Annotated in this window: 17 protein-coding genes; 4 read left to right on the top strand and 13 right to left on the bottom strand. The window is 73.5% G+C overall.

Features of this window, described 5'->3' with window-relative positions; genetic code table 11:
- Window positions 1–35 precede the first annotated feature (35 nt).
- Window positions 36–581, top strand: a complete 546-nt coding sequence (locus SM573_RS07730) for a CGNR zinc finger domain-containing protein (protein ID WP_474611312.1) — start codon at window positions 36–38, stop codon at window positions 579–581.
- A 123-nt stretch (window positions 582–704) separates the two neighbouring features.
- Here SM573_RS07730 and SM573_RS07725 read toward each other — a convergent pair whose 3' ends face one another.
- The 5 genes from SM573_RS07725 to SM573_RS07705 form a co-directional block, all read right to left on the bottom strand.
- Entirely contained in the window at window positions 705–2,114 is a 1,410-nt protein-coding gene (locus SM573_RS07725) for a class II fumarate hydratase (RefSeq protein WP_474611313.1), read from the bottom strand.
- Between the two features lie 45 nt (window positions 2,115–2,159).
- Window positions 2,160–5,138, bottom strand: a complete 2,979-nt coding sequence (locus SM573_RS07720; protein WP_474615816.1) for an AfsR/SARP family transcriptional regulator — start codon at window positions 5,136–5,138, stop codon at window positions 2,160–2,162.
- A 262-nt stretch (window positions 5,139–5,400) separates the two neighbouring features.
- A complete protein-coding gene (locus SM573_RS07715) occupies window positions 5,401–7,068 on the bottom strand; it encodes a fumarate hydratase (RefSeq protein ID WP_474615815.1) in 1,668 nt (555 codons plus the stop codon).
- Window positions 7,069–7,159: 91 nt separating this feature from the next.
- On the bottom strand, window positions 7,160–8,605 hold the full coding sequence (locus SM573_RS07710) for an outer membrane protein assembly factor BamB family protein (RefSeq protein WP_474615814.1): 1,446 nt from the start codon (window positions 8,603–8,605) through the stop codon (window positions 7,160–7,162).
- A 110-nt stretch (window positions 8,606–8,715) separates the two neighbouring features.
- Window positions 8,716–9,204, bottom strand: a complete 489-nt coding sequence (locus tag SM573_RS07705; RefSeq protein ID WP_474611317.1) for an Lrp/AsnC family transcriptional regulator — start codon at window positions 9,202–9,204, stop codon at window positions 8,716–8,718.
- A gap of 135 nt (window positions 9,205–9,339) precedes the next feature.
- Here SM573_RS07705 and hppD point away from each other — a divergent pair, with 135 nt between their 5' ends.
- The 3 genes from hppD (at window position 9,340) to hisC (ending at window position 12,822) form a co-directional block, all read left to right on the top strand.
- Entirely contained in the window at window positions 9,340–10,545 is a 1,206-nt protein-coding gene (hppD, locus tag SM573_RS07700) for a 4-hydroxyphenylpyruvate dioxygenase (RefSeq protein WP_474611318.1), read from the top strand.
- A gap of 205 nt (window positions 10,546–10,750) precedes the next feature.
- The gene (locus SM573_RS07695) at window positions 10,751–11,722 is read left to right on the top strand and encodes an RDD family protein (RefSeq protein WP_474615813.1); all 972 of its coding nucleotides are present in this window, start codon (window positions 10,751–10,753) and stop codon (window positions 11,720–11,722) included.
- Window positions 11,719–12,822 (top strand): histidinol-phosphate transaminase, encoded by a 1,104-nt coding sequence (hisC, locus tag SM573_RS07690; RefSeq protein WP_474611320.1) that lies wholly within the window; start codon window positions 11,719–11,721, stop codon window positions 12,820–12,822. The genes SM573_RS07695 and hisC overlap by 4 nt, the downstream gene beginning before the upstream one ends.
- Window positions 12,823–12,873: 51 nt before the next feature.
- On the opposite strand, the gene SM573_RS07685 is transcribed toward hisC, so the two are convergent.
- The 8 genes from SM573_RS07685 to SM573_RS07650 all read right to left on the bottom strand — a co-directional run bounded on the left by SM573_RS07685 (window position 12,874) and on the right by SM573_RS07650 (window position 19,654).
- Complete coding sequence (locus SM573_RS07685) at window positions 12,874–13,944, bottom strand: hypothetical protein (protein WP_474615812.1); 1,071 nt, start codon at window positions 13,942–13,944, stop codon at window positions 12,874–12,876.
- 25 nt (window positions 13,945–13,969) lie between these two features.
- Window positions 13,970–14,512, bottom strand: a complete 543-nt coding sequence (locus SM573_RS07680) for a hypothetical protein (protein WP_474611322.1) — start codon at window positions 14,510–14,512, stop codon at window positions 13,970–13,972.
- Between the two features lie 59 nt (window positions 14,513–14,571).
- The gene (locus SM573_RS07675) at window positions 14,572–15,105 is read right to left on the bottom strand and encodes a hypothetical protein (protein ID WP_474611323.1); all 534 of its coding nucleotides are present in this window, start codon (window positions 15,103–15,105) and stop codon (window positions 14,572–14,574) included.
- 57 nt (window positions 15,106–15,162) lie between these two features.
- Complete coding sequence (locus tag SM573_RS07670) at window positions 15,163–16,428, bottom strand: outer membrane protein assembly factor BamB family protein (RefSeq protein ID WP_474615811.1); 1,266 nt, start codon at window positions 16,426–16,428, stop codon at window positions 15,163–15,165.
- A gap of 100 nt (window positions 16,429–16,528) precedes the next feature.
- Complete coding sequence (locus SM573_RS07665; protein ID WP_474611325.1) at window positions 16,529–17,008, bottom strand: SRPBCC family protein; 480 nt, start codon at window positions 17,006–17,008, stop codon at window positions 16,529–16,531.
- Window positions 17,009–17,190: 182 nt separating this feature from the next.
- Window positions 17,191–17,400, bottom strand: a complete 210-nt coding sequence (locus SM573_RS07660; protein WP_474611326.1) for a DUF397 domain-containing protein — start codon at window positions 17,398–17,400, stop codon at window positions 17,191–17,193.
- A 197-nt stretch (window positions 17,401–17,597) separates the two neighbouring features.
- On the bottom strand, window positions 17,598–18,797 hold the full coding sequence (fahA, locus tag SM573_RS07655; protein ID WP_474615810.1) for a fumarylacetoacetase: 1,200 nt from the start codon (window positions 18,795–18,797) through the stop codon (window positions 17,598–17,600).
- Window positions 18,794–19,654, bottom strand: coding sequence for a hypothetical protein (locus SM573_RS07650; RefSeq protein ID WP_474611328.1), 861 nt, complete (start codon window positions 19,652–19,654; stop codon window positions 18,794–18,796). The genes fahA and SM573_RS07650 overlap by 4 nt, the downstream gene beginning before the upstream one ends.
- Window positions 19,655–19,682: the final 28 nt, after the last annotated feature.

Genomic DNA, 19,682 nt, shown 5'->3' with positions numbered 1-19,682 from the left:
AATGACGCTAGGCGGCCACCTCGACAGGAGTCAAGTTGCTTTTTGCTCATGACACCGAATGCTCGCTGATCGCCGCCGCCGCGCTCGTCAACACGGGCGGCAGCGACGGCGAGGGGCTGCCCGACATCGCCGCCCTCGACGAGTTCTACGTCGCGCACGCCTACACCGGGCGGCACGAGCACACCGAGGCGGAGCTGGCCTCCGTCCGCGAGCTGCGCCCCCGGTTGCGGCGCCTCTGGGACGCAGACGTCCACGAGATCGTCGCCATCGTCAACGGGCTGCTGCGGGAACACGACGCGCTCCCGCAGCTCATCACGCACGACGACGAGCCGTACCACTTCCACGCCGTGCCCCGGGACGCACCGCTCGCCACCCGGATGGCCGTGGAGGCCGCCATGGCGGTCGCCGACCTGGTCCGCAGCGGCGAGCTGGGCCGGCTGCGCACCTGCGCCCACCCCGACTGCGACAACGTGCTGGTGGACCTCTCCCGCAACCGGTCCCGGCGGTTCTGCGAGGCCGGCTGCGGCAACCGGGCCGCCGTCACCGCGTACCGGGCGCGCAAGGCCGCCGCCCAGGGCTGATCAGGGGCCGGCGCTGCCGACAGGCCGACATCCCCTCCCCGACGCTCTCGGCGGTGATCAAGAGATGCGCGTCAACTTCGATCCACGATGACGCGAACCTCTTGCTCAACAGGGCGGGAGGGGTCAGGGGTGGGTCATTCGGAGTAGGTCCAGGGCCTCCTCCAGCTGCGTCTCGGTGAGCTTGCCAGAGTCCACGTGCCCGCGGGAGATGACCACCTCGCGGATGGGGATCTGCTTGGCGAGCGCCTCCTTGGCGATCGAGGCGGCCTCGTCGTACCCGAGGTAGCGGTTGAGCGGGGTGACGATCGACGGCGAGCCCTCGGCGTACGCCAGGCAGACCTCGGCGTCCGCGACCAGCCCGACCACCAGGCGGTCGGCGAAGAGCCGGCTCGACGCGGCCAGCAGCTTGATGGACTCCAGCAGGTTGCGGCCCATCACGGGCAGCATGACGTTCAGCTCGAAATCGCCCTGGGTGCCGGCGAAGGCCACGGCCGCGTCGTTGCCGATCACCTGCGCGCAGACCTGCCGCATCGCCTCCGCGACGACCGGGTTCACCTTGCCCGGCATGATCGACGAGCCGGGCTGGAGGTCGGGGATGCGCAGCTCGCGCAGGCCGGCCCGCGGCCCGGAGCCCATCCAGCGGATGTCGTTGGCGATCTTGTAGAGCCCCACGGCGATGGTGCGGAGCTGGCCCGACGCCTCGACCAGCGCGTCCCGGGCGCCCTGCGCCTCGAAGTGGTTGCGCGCCTCGGTCAGCGGCAGCCCGGTCGACTCGCGCAGCTTCGCGATCACGGCGGCCGCGAAGCCGAGCGGGGTGTTGATGCCGGTGCCCACGGCGGTCCCGCCCAGCGGCAGCTCGGCCAGCCGGGGCAGCACGGCCTCCAGCCGCTCGATGCCGTAGCGGACCTGGGCGGCGTACCCGCCGAACTCCTGCCCCAGCGTCACCGGGGTGGCGTCCATCAGGTGCGTACGCCCCGCCTTCACCACCGTCTCGAACTCGGCCGACTTCGCCTCCAGCGCCTCGGCCAGCTGCGTCAGCGAGGGGATCAGGTCCTCCACCACGAACTGGGTGGCGGCCAGGTGGATGGAGGACGGGAAGACGTCGTTGCTCGACTGGGACGCGTTCACATGGTCGTTCGGGTGCACGTCACGGCCCAGCTCGCGGCTGGCCAGCGTGGCGATCACCTCGTTGGCGTTCATGTTGGACGACGTGCCGGAGCCGGTCTGGAACACGTCGATGGGGAACTGGTCGTCGTAGCCGCCGTCGGCCACGTGCGCCGCCGCCGCGGTGATCGCCGACGCCACGTCCGCGTCGATCACCCCCAGCTCGCCGTTGACCTGCGCGGCCGCCCCCTTGATCTGCGCCAGTGCCTTGATCTGCGCCGGTTCGATCCCCCGACCGGAGATCGGGAAGTTCTGCACCGCGCGTTGCGTCTGCGCCCGCCACAGCGCCTCGGCGGGCACCTCCACCTCGCCCATCGAGTCGCGTTCGATCCGATAACCCGTCGCCTCTGGAGTCGTCACGCGTACCATCCTGCCGCGCCGTGCGGCGACGTGCAGATGATCGCGCCGAGCGATTCAGCACACCTCGGCGAGGAGGCGCTCCACCTCGTGCCGCTCGGGCGTCTCCAGCTCGCGGAAGAGCGCCAGGGCCCGGATCCAGTGGGTGCGGGCGGCGGCCGGATCGGAACCGCGCAGACACCGGGCGATACCGTCCAGCGCCCGGGCCTGCTCGTACCGGGCGTCCAGCCGTGCGGCGTCGGCGAGCACCCGCCGGTGCAGGTCCAGTGCGCTGGTCACGTCGCCCTGCTCCAGCAGCGCCCGCGCCAGGAGGTTCCGCGAGGCGCACTGCCCGTTACGGTCGCCCGCCTCGGTCATCAGCACCAGCGCCTCCCGGTGGCGGTCCATCGCCGCCTCCGGGTGGCCGCCGACCCGTTCCAGGATGCCGATCTCGTTGAGCAGTTCGGCCACGCCGTACCGGTTCTCGAACCGGCGCTTGATCGCCAGCGCGACCCGGAGCCGACGCAGTGCGGGCTCGCCGTGCCCCAGCCGCGCCCGGGCCATCGCGACGTGCCCCATCGCGTTGGCAGTGTCGTACAGGGTGCCCACCGTCCGCGCCAGCACCAGGTGCGTGCGGGACACCGCCAGCGCCTCCGCCGGTCGCCCGCCGGCCAGGAGGGTCGCCGCCTGGTTGGTGAACAACGCCACGACACCGGCGTCGTGGCCCTCACGACGCAGGATGTGCAGCGCCTCGGCCAGGTGCCGCAGCGCCGCCGAAATGTCGCCGCGAATGCCGTGCACGGCCGCGATGTTCTTGTGGGTGCCGGCCTGCCCCACCCGGTCGCCCAGCCGCTTCCGCAGGCTGAGGGCGATCTCCATCGAGTCCAGCGCGTCGCCGTACCGGCCCAGCCGGTAGTAGCCGGAGGCGAGGTAGTTGTGCATGGTGGCGACGGCCGCGTCGTCGCCGAGACGTTCCGCGGCCCGGAGCCCGATCGTGTGCGTCTCGATCAACTCGTCGTGGTGGCCGTACGCGAACCAGTAGCTCCACCCGGCGTGGGCGAGCTGCCAGCAGTACGCGTCCCGCCCCGTCCGCTCGGCGAGCCGGATCATCGCGATGAGGTTCGCCCGGTTCTCGTCCAGCCAGTCGAGGCTGGGGGGCGCCGCCGCCTCCAGATCGGGCCGCAGCGCCGGGATGCGGGTCAGGAGCGCCGGGCTGGCCGAGTGGTTGACCTGGCGGGACGCCGCCGCGACCAGGTGCAGGTACACGTTGAGCAGGCGCTCCACCGCCGCGGTCCGCTCGTCGGCGAGCGCCGGGGCCGCCATCAGCTGCCGGGCGTAGTCGCGCACCAGGTCGTGGAAGCGGAGCCGGCCCGGATCGACCTCCTCCGCGAGATGCGCGTCGACCAGCTCGTCGAGCAGGTCCTCCGCCTCGGTGAGTGACACGTCGGCCAGCGCGGCCGCCGCGCGGGCGTCGAACCGCGCACCCGGATGCAGGCCGAGCAGCCGGAACAGCCGCTGAGCGGCCGGCGTCACCTGCGCGTACGACAGGGTGAAGGCCTGGACGACGGAGCGGTCGCCGGCCACCAGCTCGGTGAGGACGTCCCGCCCGTCGGCGAGTCGTGCCGCGAGGTCGGCGATGCGCCAACGCGGGCGGTGCGCGAGCCTCGCGCCGGCGAGCCGGATGGCCAGGGGCAGGTACCCGCACCGGCGGACCACGTCGGCGGCGGCCTCCGGTTCGGCGGCGACCCGCTCGGCGCCCGCGACCCTGCCGAGCAGCTCGATCGCCTCGTCCGGGTCCAGGACAGGCAGTGACGACGGCCGGCCCTCGTCGAGACCGACGAGGTGACGCCGGCTGGTGATCAGCGTGAGGTTGCTCCGCCCGTTGGGCAGCAGCGGCGCCACCTGCGCGGCGCTCGCCGCGTTGTCGAGCACCACCACGGCCCGCCGGTCGGCCAGCTCGCTGCGCCAGAGGGCGGCCCGCTCGTCCACGTCGGCGGGTATGCGCTCGCCGGGCACCCCGAGCTGCCGCAGCAGCGCGGCGAGGGCGGCCGCCGACGACACGGGCTGCCGCTCGCTGTGCCCGTGCAGGTCGATGAAGAGCTGGGCGTCGGGATAGCGGTCCCCCAACGCGGCGGCCAGGTGGATGGCCAGGGCGGTCTTGCCGCTGCCCGCCATCCCGTCGATCAGGTGCACGCGGCCGTCGCCCTGGGCGATCTCCTTGGTGAGCCGCGCGAGGGTCTCCTGCCGCCCGGTGAAGTCGCTGATGGCCCGGGGGAGGCAGCGCACCGGCGCGGGCCGGTCGCGCTGCGGACCGGCCAACGCCAGGTCACCGGCGAGCACCCGCTGGTGGAGTTCCTGGAGCGCGGCGCCCGGCTCGATGCCCAGCTCCTCGGCGTAGAGCCGCCTCCCCTCGCGGTAGACGGCGAGGGCGTCCGCCTGCCGGCCGACCGCGGAGAGGGCGAGCATCAACTGACCGCGCAGTCGCTCGCGCAACGGGAAGCGGGCCACGGTCTCCACCAGCACGTCGAGGATCTCCGTCGCCCGGCCGAGCCGCAGCTCGACGTCCACGCACTCCTCCAGCGCCGCGAGCCCCTGCTCGTCGATGGCCTGGGCGCGTCGCCGGACGCTCCGGCTCGTGATCCCACTGAGCGTCGGCCCGCGCCAGAGCGCGAGCGCCGTCCGGAACCGGTGGCCCGCTTCGGTGAGCTGGCCCGCGGCGAGCGCCGCCCGGGCACTCTCGACACCCCGCGTGAAAATCTCCGCGTCCACGTCACCGGGCTCGGTGCGGATGCCGTAACCGACCGGGTCATTGAAGATGACCTCGGGCGGGACGGCGAGCTGGTTGAGGCGCCGCCGGAGGCGGGAGACGCAGGTCTGCACCTGGGCGCGGGCGGTGGCGGGCGGCTTCTCCTCCCAGATCGCGTCGACGAGCTCCTCCACCGACACGATCCGGTTGGTCCGCAGCAGCAGCATAGCGAGCACGACCCGGTCGCGTCCCGCGGTGACGGTGGCCTCGCCATCGCCGACCCGCAGGGGACCCAGGATCCCGAACCGCATTCACGCTCCCGTCCACACCCGTAACGGTCGCAGCGTAGCCCGGTCCTGACGGCACGTCGCGGGCCGGTGATAGCGATGTGAGAGCGGATCGGCAGTGGTCGGGCCGAACCTTGATGCGGGGTGCCGTCACGGCATCCGACGGGGGCGGTGCGCCCGTCCGGCCCCCGGCGGGGGCGGGCGCACCGACGTCGGCCCGGCACTCAGTCTCCGCACCGACGGTGCCGGGAATCCGCCGAGAAACCGGCGCGTGCCCCGATCGCCGTCAGCGGCGGCCGATGGTCAGCACCGGCTTGGTGACCTCGGAGAAGAAGTCGTTGCCCTTGTCGTCCACCACGGTGAAGGCGGGGAAGTCCTCCACCTCGATCTTCCAGACCGCCTCCATGCCCAGCTCCGGGTATTCGAGCACCTCGACGTGCTTGATGCAGTCCTGGGCCAGCCGGGCGGCCGGGCCGCCGATCGAGCCGAGGTAGAAGCCGCCGTACTGCTGGCAGGCGCGGGTCACCTGAGCGGACCGGTTCCCCTTGGCCAGCATCACGAACGAGCCGCCGGCGGCCTGGAACTTCTCCACGTACGCGTCCATCCGGCCGGCCGTGGTCGGGCCGAACGAGCCGGAGGCGTAGCCCTCGGGGGTCTTGGCCGGGCCGGCGTAGTAGACGGCGTGGTCGCGCAGGTACTGCGGCATGGGCTCACCGGCGTCGAGCCGCTCGGCGATCTTCGCGTGCGCGATGTCCCGGGCCACCACGAGCGGGCCGGAGAGCGACAGCCGGGTCTTCACCGGGTACTTGGCGAGCTCGGCGCGGATCTCGTCCATCGGGCGGTTCAGGTCGACGCGGACGACCTCGGCGCTGTCCAGCTGCGCCTCGGTGACGTCCGGCAGGTAGCGGGCCGGGTCGGTCTCGAGTCGTTCCAGCCACACGCCCGACGGGGTGATCTTCGCGATCGCCTGCCGGTCGGCCGAGCAGGAGACGGCGATCGCCACCGGGCAGGAGGCGCCGTGGCGCGGCAGCCGGACGACCCGTACGTCGTGGCAGAAGTAGCGGCCGCCGAACTGCGCGCCGATGCCGAAGTTGCGGGTCAGCTCCAGCACCTCGGCCTCCAGCTCCAGATCCCGGAAGCCGTGGCCGGTCATCGAACCGGCGGTGGGGAGCCCGTCGAGGTACTTGGCGCTCGCGTACTTGGCGGTCTTCAGCGCGTACTCCGCGGAAGTGCCGCCGATGACGATGGCCAGGTGGTAGGGCGGGCACGCCGACGTGCCGATGAGCCGCAGCTTCTCCTCCAGGAACTGCATCATCCGCGTCGGGTTCAGCAGCGCCTTCGTCTCCTGGTAGAGAAACGACTTGTTCGCCGAGCCCCCGCCCTTGGCCATGAACAGGAACTTGTAGGCGTCGGGGTGACCGTCCGGGTCCTCGGCGTAGATCTCCACCTGCGCGGGCAGGTTGCTGCCGGTGTTGCGCTCCTCCCACATGGTCAGTGGCGCCAGCTGGGAGTAGCGCAGGTTCAGCCGGGTGTACGCCTGCCAGACGCCGCGCGAGATGGCCTCGGCGTCGGCGCCGTCGGTCAGCACGTGCCGGCCGCGCTTGCCCATCACGATCGCGGTGCCCGTGTCCTGGCACATCGGCAGGACACCGCCGGCCGCGATGTTGGCGTTACGCAGCAGGTCGAGCGCGACGAACCGGTCGTTCGGCGAGGCGGCCGGATCGTCGATGATCGACCGCAGCTGGGCCAGGTGGGCGGGGCGCAGGAAGTGTGCGATGTCGTGCATCGCCTCGGCGGTCAGCGCGGTGAGCGCGGCCGGCTCCACGGTGAGGAACCGGCGACCACCCGGGCCGTGCACGACGTCGACGCCCTCGTCGGTGATCAGGCGGTATTCCGTCTGGTCGGGGCCGGTCGGCAGCAGGGGGGCGTACGAGAAGGCGGCGGCACTGCTCATGAGCGAGAAGCCTAGGGCAGACCGGTCGATCATTCCCACCCGCCGGGTGCCCGCTGGGACGCCGCTCTCATCGGGGCGGCGGCGCGCGGATTCAGCCGTCCTTGCCGGCGCCCGGGTCGGGGCACGACTCGCGTTTCGGCCCGCAGGTGCCGTCCACACCGGGAGCCGGGGCGGTGCCGCCCGGGCCCGGGGAGCCGTTGCCGCCCGGTGCGGTGGGGTCGCCCACCGCCGTGCCGCCGAAGCGGACGTACGCGATCTCCCGCCCCTCACCGATCACCATCCCGGCCGGGCCGACGGCGAGCGCGTTCGCCGACGTACGCAGCACGGCCAGTTCCCGGCCGGTGCGCGGGTCGAGGGCGGTCAGCCGGGACGGCTTCTCGTCGGCGATCACCGCGGCGTACGGGGTGAGCGTCGCGCCCGCCTTGCCACCGGCCGGGCGGGTCCAGACCGTGCGCCCGGCGCCCAGCCCGCGCGCCAGGATCGACCGCTGGTCGGCCGCGCGGACCAGCGCGTACCGGTCGTCCACGGCGAGCAGCTTCTCGCGGTCCTCGCCGACCCAGAGCAGCCGGCCGTCGTACCCGTCGAGCACCGCCTCCCGGGCGTCCGGCGCCACACCGATCAGCACGTTCCGTGCGCCCTGCGGGTCCTCCCGCTGCACGCAGCCGGCCTTGTCCGCGGTACGCAGGTTGATGCCGGTCCGCCGCCAGGCCTCCTGCCCGGTCGCCGGGTCGACGCCGGAGATGGCGAAGTAGCAGTTGTCGTCCTGGGAGCGGGCACTGATCCGCAGCAGTCGTCCGCCGACCACCGAGAGGCGCTCCTCGCGGCCCGGCTCGACGTTCTGCAGGACAGAGCCGGTCGCGGTGTCCACCACGTGCACCCGGCCGTCGACGGGGAAGCCCAGCAACGGCGGGACCGCCTCGGGGCCGGCCACCGACTCGTCGAGCCGGGGTGCGCTCAGCCGCCTCGTGCCCCGCAGCCCGGGATTGTCGGCGAAGAGCCCGCTGCCCACGCCGGGCAGGAAGGCCGTCCACAGTGGTTTGGTGCCGCGCGGGTCCCAGGCGCTCAGGGTGCAGTCGGTCGGCTGGTCGCAGCGCGCGTCGAGCAGCAGGTTGCGGTACGTCCAGACGGCCACCGCGTCGTCGTCTCGCCGCCGGGTCGCCCCCGTGGTCGGGTCGAGCACCTCGTACCCCTTGACCAGGAGCTTGCCCACGGCGACGACGGCGTCCCGCTCGCCACCGGCGACCGCCGCCCAGTCGGCCTTGCGTTCCCAGAGCTGCGCGCCGGTCGCCAGCGCCCGCGCCTCGACCCGGGTGCGCTGCTCGACCACCACGGTGTCGCCGGCGATGGTCACGGTCTTCGGGGTGCCGCCGATCCGCTGCTGCCAGACCACGTCGGGCTCGGCGATCGGCTCGCTCCGGTCGACCCAGTCCCACACCGTCGGGAACGGGTTCCACACCCCGGTCGCGGCGAGGGCGACGACCGCGATGAGGGCGAGCAGCAACACGCCGCGTACGCCGCCGACCCTCCCCTTCGCCACACCGGACACGGTAGTCACGATCACGGAACTCCCGTACGCCCGTACCGCCGTGTCGCCGCGCTTTCTGGCCGCAAAGGTGTTAGCGGCCGCCGGGGGAGGTGGCGGGGTGGCTACCGGCGCACCGCGGAACGGACCAGCGGCAGGGTCCGGAAGGGGATCTGCTCGGCCAGGGCGATGATCGTCGACGCCCGGGTGATGCCCTCCGACGAGACGATCTGGTCGATCACCCGCTGGAGGTCGGTGTTCGAGCGGGCGACGATGCGGCAGAGCAGGTCGCTGGAGCCGGTGATCGTGTGCGCCTCCAGCACCTCGGGGATGGCGGCGAGGTGGGCGGTGACCGGGTCGTGCCCGTGTCGCTGGCTGATCTCCAGGGTCACGAAGCTGGTCACCCCGAAGCCGATGGCCGCCGGTGAGATCTCCGGCCCGAACCCGGTGACGACTCCCCGGTCGATCAGCTTGTCGAGCCGCGCCTGAACGGTCCCCCGGGCCACGCCGAGTCGACGAGAGCACTCCAGCACCCCGATCCGGGGCTCCTCCGCGAGGAGTTCGATCAACCTCGCGTCGAGCTCGTCCAGCTGTACATCCTGCACACCGTTCATGGGGTAAGACCGTACCGAATGTGCAACCTGACCAGCGTCAATGCTGACAGTTGCCCAGTGAGGCCCCGGACCGGGATCCTCGCCGCAAGACCACACGGCGGCCCACCAGGCCGGCGGTACGCAAGGGAGGCCACCATGACCCAGGCGATCGACCGACCCAACTCGACGGACGAGGTTGACGTCGACCGGCTCGTCGGTGCCGTCGACCACGACATCACCCGCGACCCCTTCCCGGTCAAGGGGCTCGACCACGTGCACTTCCTGGTCGGCAACGCGAAGCAGGCGGCCCACTACTACTCCACCGCGTTCGGCATGACCTGCGTCGCGTACCGCGGCCCGGAGCAGGGCTACCGGGACCACGCCCAGTACGTGCTGACCAGCGGCTCGGCCCGGTTCGTGCTGACCGGCGCCGTCCGGCCGGACGCCGAGGGCGCCGAGCACGTCGCCAAGCACAGCGACGGCATCAGCGACATCGCGCTGGAGGTGCCGGACGTCGACGCCGCGTACGCCCACGCCACCGCCCAGGGCGCGACCGGCCTCGTCGAGCCGCACGACGTCACCGACGAACACGGCACCGTCCGGATGGCGAGCATCGCCGCGTACGGCGACACGCGGCACAGCCTCATCGACCGCTCCCGCTACAGCGGCCCGTTCCTGCCCGGCTTCGTCGCCCGCGGACCGATCGTGGACCGGCAGCCGATGATCGACGCCGGCATCCAGCCGAAGCGCTTCTTCCAGGCGGTCGACCACGTGGTCGGCAACGTCGAGCTCGGCAAGATGGACGAGTGGGTGGAGTTCTACAAGCGCGTCATGGGCTTCACCAACATGGCGGAGTTCGTCGGCGACGACATCGCCACCGACTACTCGGCGCTCATGAGCAAGGTCGTCGCCAACGGCACCCGCAAGGTGAAGTTCCCGCTCAACGAGCCGGCGATCGCCCGCAAGAAGTCCCAGATCGACGAGTACCTGGAGTTCTACCAGGGCCCGGGCGCGCAGCACATCGCCGTGGCGACGAACGACATCCTGGCCAGCGTCGACGCGATGCGGGCGGCCGGCGTGGACTTCCTGGACACCCCCGACTCGTACTACGACGACCCGGAGCTGCGCGCCCGCATCGGTGAGGTGCGGGTGCCGATCGAGGAGCTCAAGGCCCGCAAGATCCTCGTCGACCGTGACGAGGACGGCTACCTGCTCCAGATCTTCACCAAGCCGGTGCAGGACCGCCCGACCGTCTTCTTCGAGCTCATCGAGCGGCACGGCTCGCTCGGCTTCGGCAAGGGCAACTTCAAGGCCCTGTTCGAGGCGATCGAGCGCGAGCAGGAGAAGCGCGGCAACCTGTAACACTTGTCGGCGTGACCGAGGCTCCTCCGAACGCGTGGCCGCCGCCCGCCGGGCCCCCACCCGCGGGCGGCGGCCACGCGTCCCCGCTCGCGTCGTGGTCGCACCGGTCCGGCCCGCCGGACGGCTCCCGGCCGGTCCGGGGCACACCCGGGCGGTCGGGCCTCCACCGCCGGTCGGTCGGTACGGGCGTCGTTAAGGTGGCTGCGTGAGCGTGCAACCCGGCTGGTACGTCGATCCCGCCGATCCCGAGACCCGGCGGTACTGGGACGGCGAGGGCTGGATCGGCGCGCCCATTCCCGTCGACGCCACCCCACCCGAGGGTCCGCCCCCCGTCGAGCCGCCGCCGGCCGCACCGGAGCCGGTCCCGGCCGGTCCGACGCCGGGCTCCGCGCCGCCCGCCGCCGGTCCCGCTCCGGGCTGGCCCGTTCCTCCGGGTCAGGGCCAACCGGGCCCACCGCCGGGGTACGGCGCACCGGGCGTCCCGCCCGGATACGCCCCGCCCGGGTACGGCCCGCCGCCCGGGTACGGCCCGCCGCCCGGCTGGACCGGTCAGGGGTGGCCGCCCCGGATGCCCGAGCCCCGGCCGCACGGCCTGCCGTTGGCCGGTTACGGCCGCCGCCTGGCGGCCCGGCTCATCGACTTCGCCATCGTCCTGGTGCTCAACGTGCTGGTGAACGGCTGGTTCGTCTGGCGGTTCCTCCAGGAATGGGGCCCCTACCTGCGGGAGGTCCTGCGGCGGGCGGCCGAGGGCAACGCGTCCCGCGAGGGGCTGCCGCAGGTCGGTGAGCAGGCCGGTGGCCTCCAGATGGCGATCGTGCTGATCACGCTCGGGCTCTGGCTCGCGTACGAGGTGCCCGCCACCGCGTCGTCCGGCCAGACCGTCGGCAAGCGGCTGATGGGGATCAAGATCGTGCCTCTCGCCGCCGACGAGCCGCTCGGCTTCGGCCGGTCGCTGGTCCGGTGGAACACCTACGGTGGCGTGCCCACGCTGCTGTGGTGCTGCTTCGGTCTGGGCCTGCTGTTCCAGCTCCTCGACGCGCTCTCCCCCCTCTTCGACCACCCGTTACGGCAGGCGCTGCACGACAAGCGGGCCCGGACCGTCGTCGTCCAGCTCCCCCACCGGACCCCCACCGCCCCAGCGGGCGACCGCCCCAACCCCCCGGGAGACACCCCATGACCGACACCGGACGACCCCAGCCGGCGGTGCGGCTGACCCGCGCCGACCTCGACGCGCTGCCGAACTACGTGCCGGGGCGCAGCCCCGCTGACCTGGCCCGCGAGCTCGGGCTGCCCGAGGCGATCAAGCTGGCCAGCAACGAGGTCCCGTACGGCCCGCTGCCGGGCGTGGTGGAGGCGGTCGCCGAGGCCGCCGCCGGGGTGCACCGCTACCCGGACATGGGCGTGGTCGCGCTGCGCGACGCGCTGGCCGAGCGGTACGGAGTGGCCGCCGACCGGATCGCCACCGGCTGCGGGTCCGTGGCGCTGGCCGAGCACCTGGTGCGCGCCACCAGCCTCCCGGGCGACGAGGTGGTCTACTCGTGGCGGTCGTTCGAGGCGTACCCGATCATCGCGGCGACCAGCGGCGCGACCAGCGTGCGGGTGCCCAACGACGCGGGCCACGGGCACGACCTCGCGGCCATGGCGGCGGCCGTGACGGAGCGGACCCGCCTCGTCCTGGTCTGCAACCCGAACAACCCGACCGGCACCGCCATCGGCAAGGAGGAGCTGGACCGCTTCCTGGACGCCATGCCGGACGACGTGCTCGTGGTGATCGACGAGGCGTACCGGGAGTTCGTCACCGACCCGCAGGTGCCGGACGGTCTGACCTACCTGGACCGGCCGAACGTGGCGGTGCTGCGCACCCTCTCCAAGGCCTGGGGGCTGGCGGGGTTGCGGATCGGTTTCCTGGTCGCCCAGCCCGAGGTGGCGGCGGCGGTCCGCAAGGTGGTCACGCCCTTCTCGACGAGCATGGTGGCGCAGGCCGCGGCGCTCGCCGCTCTCGCGCAGGCGGACGAGGTGGAGCGCCGGTGCGCGCTGGTCGTCGCCGAGCGTGACCGGGTCACCGAGGCGCTGCGCAAGTTCGTCCCCGACGTCCCCACCAGCCAGGCGAACTTCGTCTGGCTGCCGCTGGGCGACCGGGCGGTGGAGTTCGGCAAGGCGTGCGAGTCGCGGGGCGTGATCGTCCGGCCGTTCCCCGGCGACGGGGTGCGGGTCACCATCGGCACCCCGGCCGAGAACGACGCCTTCCTGGCCGCCGCCGAGGCGGCCCTGCGCTGACGCCGGCCCGGTCCGGTCCGCCTTCCCCGTTCGAGCGGACCGGACCGGAGATCAGGCGACCGGCGCGGGTCGCGGGGCCCGACTGCGCCGCCGGTAGGCGTAGGCGCCGAACAGCGCCAGCACCAGCAGCGAGGTGACCAGTCCACCGGTGATCACCCCGCCGGAGCGATCCTCGCTGCTGGCCGCCACCGCCGACGCCGGCCCGAAGGTGACCGTGCCCGTGGCGGTGCGCTTGGTCCAGCCACTGGCCAGGGCGAGCTTCGCCGACCATGGCCCGTCGGGCAGTCGCCGGTCGAGCAGCACCCGGACGGTGGTGCTGCCGCCCAGCGGGAGCGTGTGCGCCTCCGCGCGCACCGGTCCGGCGGAGAGGCCGCCCGGTCCGTCACCGAGCCAGAGCTCGCCGGCCAGGTCGAGCGCGCGCTTGCCGGTGTTGCGCACCTCCGCGCTCACGTACGGCGTGCCGTCCTTCTCCCGCCCGCCGGTCAGCGGTCCGACCTCGAAACCCGACGGCGGCTCCCCGCCCGGCCCGACGGAGAGATAGACGCGGATGCCGGCCCGGCCGATGTTCTGCACGTTCTTCCCGTCCGTGCCCGGCACCTCGGCCCAGACGACCGCGTACCGCTCGCCCGCCTCGGCCTCGCGGGGCACCCGGATGGTCACGAGCGCCTCGGTCTCCTCGCCCGGCGCCAGCGCCTCCTCGCCGGGCTCCACGGTGATCCAGCTGCTCAGCTCGTTCTCGGTGCGGTCCGGGGCGAACGCGAAGCCGTCGGCGGTGACGTCGGCGGCGGCCGCGTAGAGCGAGAGCGTCCGGTGGATCTCGGAGTCGTTTTCGACCATGACCCGTCGCTTGATGGTGGTGCCGGGCTTCAGGTGGTCGACGATGTACCTGTGCGCGCGGGTGTCGTCGCGCCGCTCCACCGGTGCGTCGAGCAGCCGGATCCCGACGGACACGTCGGGCCGGTCCGGGCTCGCCGTCGGCGAGGGCTGCGGCTCGTCGTCGCCTCGCTCCTCCGCCGGCACGTCGGCCTCGGGCATCACCGGCTCGGCGAGCGCGGGCGACCGGGGCGCCGGCGCGGGTGGTGCCGCCGACGCGGGCGCCCCGGTCGTGGCCAGTACGGTCACGACCAGGGCGAGAGCGCGGACGCGGTCATGCCACCGAATGGGTGATCACCCCCGAGTAGGTGCCGCCGACCGCCGTCTCCGGGACGTTGATCCGGATGTCCGGGGCCCAGCTGGCGGAGTTGTTTCCGCTGCCCGAGGTCTTGGAGAAGGCGGTACGCGGGAGGCTGAGCGTGACCCGGTCGGTCTCCGTGGGCTGACCGGGCACGAACGTGCCGGTTCCGGTGGTGGCCGTCGCGGCCCCGGACCAGTACTCCACGAGGTTCGGCGTGATCGTCTCCGGCGCCGTGGCGGCACCGGTCGTGAACGAACCGGACGACACGGTGGCCACCCAGGTGGCGCTCAGGGCGGCCCGCTGGTCGGTGACGGTCACGGTGCCCAGCTCCCCGGTGATGGAGGCACCGGCGAAGACGGAGCCGAGGTTCACCCCCGCGGGGACGCTGATGTTCAGGTCGGCGGTGGCGACGGTGAAGGTGACGATGGTGTCGCCGGTCGGGGCGGCGGCGGCCGGAGTCCCCAGCGCCACCACGGCGGCCGCGGCGGCGGTCAGGGCAAGAAGTGGCTTCTTCATGGCCGAGACGCTAATGGCCCATATTGCCTTCAACAGACATGATTCGGGCAAATCACCCGTCAGGCGACGGAGTGGGTGATCGTGCCCCGGTAGGTGCCGGCCACCACGCCGCTCGGGATCGCCACCCGCAGACTCGGCACCCACGCCACCGCGTTGTTGCCGTTGCCGTCCGTCTTCCGGAACGCCTGGCGGGTCACGGCCAGCGTGACGGCCTGCGCCGCGGTGGGCTGGCCCGGCACGAGCGTTCCGCCACCCGTGCTGCGCACGGCGGGCCCGGACCAGTAGGAGATCCGCTCCGGGGCGATGGTCCGCTGAGCGCCGCCGGCACCGGTGACGAACACGGTGGCCGACACCGTGGCGATCCAGGTGTTCGGGTTCACCGGGCCCCGGAAGTCCGTCACCTCGACCCGCCCGAGCTGGCCGGTCAGGGTGCCGCCCACGGTGCCGGCGCCGAGGCTCACCGAGGCCGGGACGGTGATGTCGACCCCGGGCGTACGCACCAGATGGAACGTCCGGAGGGCCGGCGCGGCGTCGGCCGGTGCGGGGCTTATCAGGATGATGATCACGCCCAACAGGGCTGCCAGGAGTCGCACGCTGTGACTATAAATAACTTATGTCCGATTTGTCGAGCACCGCGAGTGTGTTCCGGCTCAGGTCGCGGCGAGCACCAGCGGCTCGGAGGTGGCGTAGTACCGCTGGTCGTCCGCGTCCGGATCGACCGGCTCCCGGAGGCGCTCGACGGCCACGTAGCGGCCGGACGCGTACACCGCACCCGGCGCGTAGCCGACCCCGTCCTGGCCCACCGTCAGCGGGAACCGGGACCGTTCGGCGCCCGTCGCCGGATCGAGCGTGACCAGGTCGTTGGCGTCGGTCAGCACGTGCACCCGACCCGGCTGGACGGCGAGCACCCGGCCGTCGCCCAGGTCGGGCCGGCGCCACAGCTCGGCGCCGGTCCGCGCCGACCGGGCCACCAGCACCCGGTCAGCAACGCCGACCGCCAGATCGTCCAGGAGCTGGGTGTCGAGCCGGTCGAGCGCGGGTGCGGACACCGGCGCCCCGGTCCCGGTCGCGTCCCCGAGCAGCCATCCCCGACCCGCCGCGTCCCCGGAAGCCGCCGTACGCAGGGCCGGGCAGCCGGAACGCCCGACGCGGCAGCCGACCGGAGTCACCACGAGGTCGTCGCCCGCGCCCGGCGGACGCCAACGGCCGGACACCGCGCCCGTCGCCGCGTCCCGGAACTCGACCGTGGCGGACCCGCCACAGCCGTCCACGCTCACGAACTGCCCGGCCTGGGTGGTGCCGACGTCGCCGCGGCAGCCCGCCCCCAGCGTGGTCCGCCAGAGTTCCCGTCCGCCCGCCAGGTCGACGCCCCGTGCCTCGGCGTCCCCGGTGACGACCAGGACCTCCCGGCCCTCGGCGGTCCGGCCGAGGTAGAGGCCGGGCGGGTCCCACACGATCGGCGCCCCGGTGCGCCGGGGGTCCGGCTCCCGCTCCGGGACCGGCCCCTCCACGCGCCAGGTCACCCGGCCGTCGCGGGCGTCGAGCGCCACCAGCCGCCCGTCCGACCAGCGGCTGACCACCGTGGTCCCGCTCGCCACCACGCCGACCAACTCGGCGGGCCAACGGCGGTACGACCAGAAGGGAGTGCTTCGGTGCCGCCCGTCGACCGGACGGTCCGCGTAGACCTGGCGGTGGCCGGCGTAGACGCGGAGGCGACCGTCCACGATCAACGGGGCGACGGGGAGGCGCCCGATGACGCCGACCGGGGGCTCGGCGGCCTCCGGGTAAGCGGCCCGGGCGACCGTGCTGACCTCGGCGGGGGCGAGCACCCGGTAGACCGTTGCCGCGACCGCGGCGACCGCGAGCAGCACCGCGACCGCCAGCACGGCCCGTCGCCGGCCGTTCGGGAACCCCATGCGCACCTCCGCCCGGCACCCTACCCAGCGCGGCTTGGCACATCCTGGACAGGTGGCGGGGCGGGTCACCCCGGCCCACACCGCTGGAGAAGTGGCGGGCTCAGGCGGCCCGGGCGGCCTCGTGCCGCTCCGCGGCGGCGGTGAGCTCGGCGAGGTCGCGCCGGAGCGCGTGCTCGACCGCCCGGGCGGCGAGCGTGCCGAGGAGCAGCGCGACCACGCGGCCCCAGGGTGCGGCCGGCAGGGCCTCCTGGGTGACCCTGACCAGGGTGCGGTGTTGCTGGCGGCGCGGCGCACCGCGCAGCGTCCAGGTGATGCGGTAATCGACACCGACGCCCGGTGAGCTGAGCACGAGGCGGCGAGGGGCCGCGGCCTCCAGCACGCAGAACTCCTCGACCAGGAGACTGCCGTCCGGCTGGGAACGGGGCTCACGCCAGAGCGTGCCGGGCCCGAAGGGGCCGGGTGTGAGCAGCTCGACCGGACCGGCGAGGTGGCGTCCGGCGCGGCCGGACAGGTCGGTCAGGTGCCGCCAGACGTCGGCGGCTGGTGCCTCGATCCGCCCGGTCACCGTCACCGTCGACATGCCACCTCCCGTGGCCTCGACGGTACGCCGCGTGAACGTGAAGTGGGGGTCTCCGGGCGGAATTTCCACCGGAGACCCCGATCGGTACGCGTGTGGCCGGGCTGACCGTGGCCCGCTCGACGGGCTCGTCCGGGGAACGCCCGCGATCGGGCGGACGGCCTCGCTCCCCGGGCCGGGCGGGGTCAGCGGTCGAACCGACCCGCCCGGATCGCGTCGACGAAGGCCGTCCATCCCGGCGGGCTGACCGCGAGTGTGGGGCCGGCCTGGTCCTTGGAGTCGCGGATCGCGACGACCCCGAGGACGTCGACCAGGTTGTCGGCCACCTCGACGCAGAGCCCCTGGTCGTTGGAGCGGCTGCTGGTTCGCCAGACGGCGCCCGTCAGATCGTGCATCGTGACTACCTCCCTGTGCGTTGGGACGCCCCGTCCCGACCGGCCGGGACCGGTCGCGGGCCCGTCCGGCGCGACGGGGCGTCGGAATCCGGAGCGATCAACGCGGGAGGTCGGGTAGCCGGTCGCACAGCCGGTGCGACCGGCTGATCACGATCGGAACGCGGGCACGAGCGCCCCTCGCGGCGCATCCACGCTGCTCAGCGGGCGGGGAGGATGGTGCCGGTGACCTCGCCGAGGGCGATGGTGGTGCCGTCCGGGCCGGGGGCGGTCGCGGTGATCGTGACCGTGTCCCCGTCCTCCAGGAAGGTGCGCAGGCCGGCCTCGCCGAGCTTCACCGGCTCGGCCCCGCCCCAGGTCAGCTCCAGGAACGAGCCGACCTGCGCGCGCTCCGGGCCGGAGACCGTGCCGGAGGCGTACAGGTCGCCGGTGCGCAGCGACGCGCCGTTGACGGTCAGGTGTGCCAGCTGCTGGGCCGGCGTCCAGTACATGGTGGCGAACGGCGGCTCGCTGACCCGCTCGCCGTTCCACTCCACGGACAGGCGCAGGTCGAGGCCGAGGTGCGGGACGTCGCGCAGGTAGCCGGCGACCGGGGGCTCCTGCTCCGGAGCGGGCCGGAACGCGTCGCCGAGGGCGTCCAGCGGGGTCACCCAGGCCGAGACCGAGGTGGCGAAGGACTTCCCGAGGAACGGGCCGAGCGGCTGGTACTCCCACGCCTGGATGTCCCGTGCAGACCAGTCGTTGACCAGCACCACGCCGAAGACGTGGTCGGCGAAGTGGTCGACGGGGACCCGGGCGCCCAGCGGGCTCGGTACGCCGACCACGAAGCCGACCTCGGCCTCGATGTCCAGTCGCGCCGAGGGGCCGTACGTCGGCCCCTCCGGCCCGGGCCGCTGCCCGCAGGGGCGGACCACCGGGGTGCCGGAGACGACCACCGTGCCGGCGCGGCCGTGGTAGCCGATCGGCAGGTGCTTCCAGTTCGGCAGCAGCGGCGGCTGGCCCGGCCGGAAAATCTGCCCGACGTTGGCCGCGTGGTGCTCGGAGGAGTAGAAGTCGACGTAGTCGGCCACCCCGAACGGCAGCAGCAGCCGGACCTCGGCCAGCGGCACGAGGAGCGGCTCCACCCCGGCCCGGTGCGCCGGGTCGGTGAGCAGCTCGGTCACCCGCTGCCGCACCGCCGTCCACTGGGGACGGCCGAGCGCCATGAAGTCGTTGAGGGTGGGGCGGCCGAGCGCCCCGGCGGCCAGCACCAGGCCGGCCGCCTCGGCGCCGGCCAGGTCGAGCACGAACTCCCCGATGCGTACGCCGATCCGCGGCTCGTGCCCCTCGCGCGAGAACACCCCGTACGGCAGGTTGTCCACCCCGTACGCCGAGCCGTCCGCGCCCGTCACCCAGGTCATGCCTCGTCGCCCCCGTTCAGCAGCCCGAGCCGGGCCAGGTCGGTCAGTGGTTCCACGATGCTGCACGAGCCGAAGCCGACCCACAGCGGGCGGTCCCCCGACAGCCGGCCCTCGACCCGTTGCAGGAGCGGGCGCGGGTCGGTGGCGGTCAGCAGCTCGGCGACCGGCTGCACGTCCCCGCCCTCCGCGGCGGCGAACGCGGCGGCGAGCACGTTGACGAAGCCGTGGTGGGTGAACCCGGTCTCCGGGTCGAGGTGGCGCACGGCGTGGTGCAGCCCGGCGGTCAGCTTGAACGGCAGGCCCCGGTCCCGGCAGGCGCAGATCACCGCGGCCAGCTCCGCCGGGGTGGGGAACAGTTCGGCGGCCAGCCCGCCGGTGCGGAACTTCGCGGCGATCGGCTGCCCGTCGGCACGGGCCGCGGCGATCGCGTCCAGCGCACCCATCAGGCCGAACGTCAGCGGGATCTCGGCGTAGACCTCGACACCGGTCCAGGACTCGGCGAGCGCCAGCAGCGCGGCGAGGCCGGGTAGGGGGTCCTCGCCGCGCCGGGCCACGGCCACCTCGACCTGCCGGACGGCGATGTGCCCCTCGGCCAGCCGGGACAGGGCTGCCGGCAGACCGGCGACGCCGGTGTCACCGATGAGCCCGACCACGAACCCCCGGTCGACGAGGGAGTTCAGCTTTCCGTCGACGACGGTCGAGGCGGGCACCAGCAGCGGGCCGACCAGGTCCGCGTACCAGGCGGTGCGGTGCCGCCGGTGCGCGGCGACGGCGTCCGGGAGCGCGGCGTTGCCGGGCGGGAAGACGGCGGCGTCGTCGACCAGGCCGTCGAGGAGCGCGGGCACCTGCGTTGACACGGAACAAGAATCTACGGGACGCTACGAG

It is taken from the genome of Micromonospora xinjiangensis, assembly GCF_056150165.1.
This window is presented reverse-complemented; position numbering and strand designations above follow the sequence as displayed.

Excerpts from the sequence above, each read along its gene's own strand:
- SM573_RS07725 (WP_474611313.1), bottom strand. The coding sequence starts at position 2,114 with ATGGTACGCGTGACGACTCCAGAGGCGACGGGTTATCGGATCGAACGC.
- SM573_RS07680 (WP_474611322.1), bottom strand. The coding sequence starts at position 14,512 with ATGAAGAAGCCACTTCTTGCCCTGACCGCCGCCGCGGCCGCCGTGGTG.
- fahA (WP_474615810.1), bottom strand. The coding sequence starts at position 18,797 with ATGACCTGGGTGACGGGCGCGGACGGCTCGGCGTACGGGGTGGACAAC.
- SM573_RS07670 (WP_474615811.1), bottom strand. The coding sequence starts at position 16,428 with ATGGGGTTCCCGAACGGCCGGCGACGGGCCGTGCTGGCGGTCGCGGTG.
- SM573_RS07715 (WP_474615815.1), bottom strand. The coding sequence starts at position 7,068 with ATGAGCAGTGCCGCCGCCTTCTCGTACGCCCCCCTGCTGCCGACCGGC.
- SM573_RS07705 (WP_474611317.1), bottom strand. The coding sequence starts at position 9,204 with ATGAACGGTGTGCAGGATGTACAGCTGGACGAGCTCGACGCGAGGTTG.
- hisC (WP_474611320.1), top strand. The coding sequence starts at position 11,719 with ATGACCGACACCGGACGACCCCAGCCGGCGGTGCGGCTGACCCGCGCC.
- hppD (WP_474611318.1), top strand. The coding sequence starts at position 9,340 with ATGACCCAGGCGATCGACCGACCCAACTCGACGGACGAGGTTGACGTC.
- SM573_RS07660 (WP_474611326.1), bottom strand. The coding sequence starts at position 17,400 with ATGCACGATCTGACGGGCGCCGTCTGGCGAACCAGCAGCCGCTCCAAC.
- SM573_RS07720 (WP_474615816.1), bottom strand. The coding sequence starts at position 5,138 with ATGCGGTTCGGGATCCTGGGTCCCCTGCGGGTCGGCGATGGCGAGGCC.
- SM573_RS07665 (WP_474611325.1), bottom strand. The coding sequence starts at position 17,008 with ATGTCGACGGTGACGGTGACCGGGCGGATCGAGGCACCAGCCGCCGAC.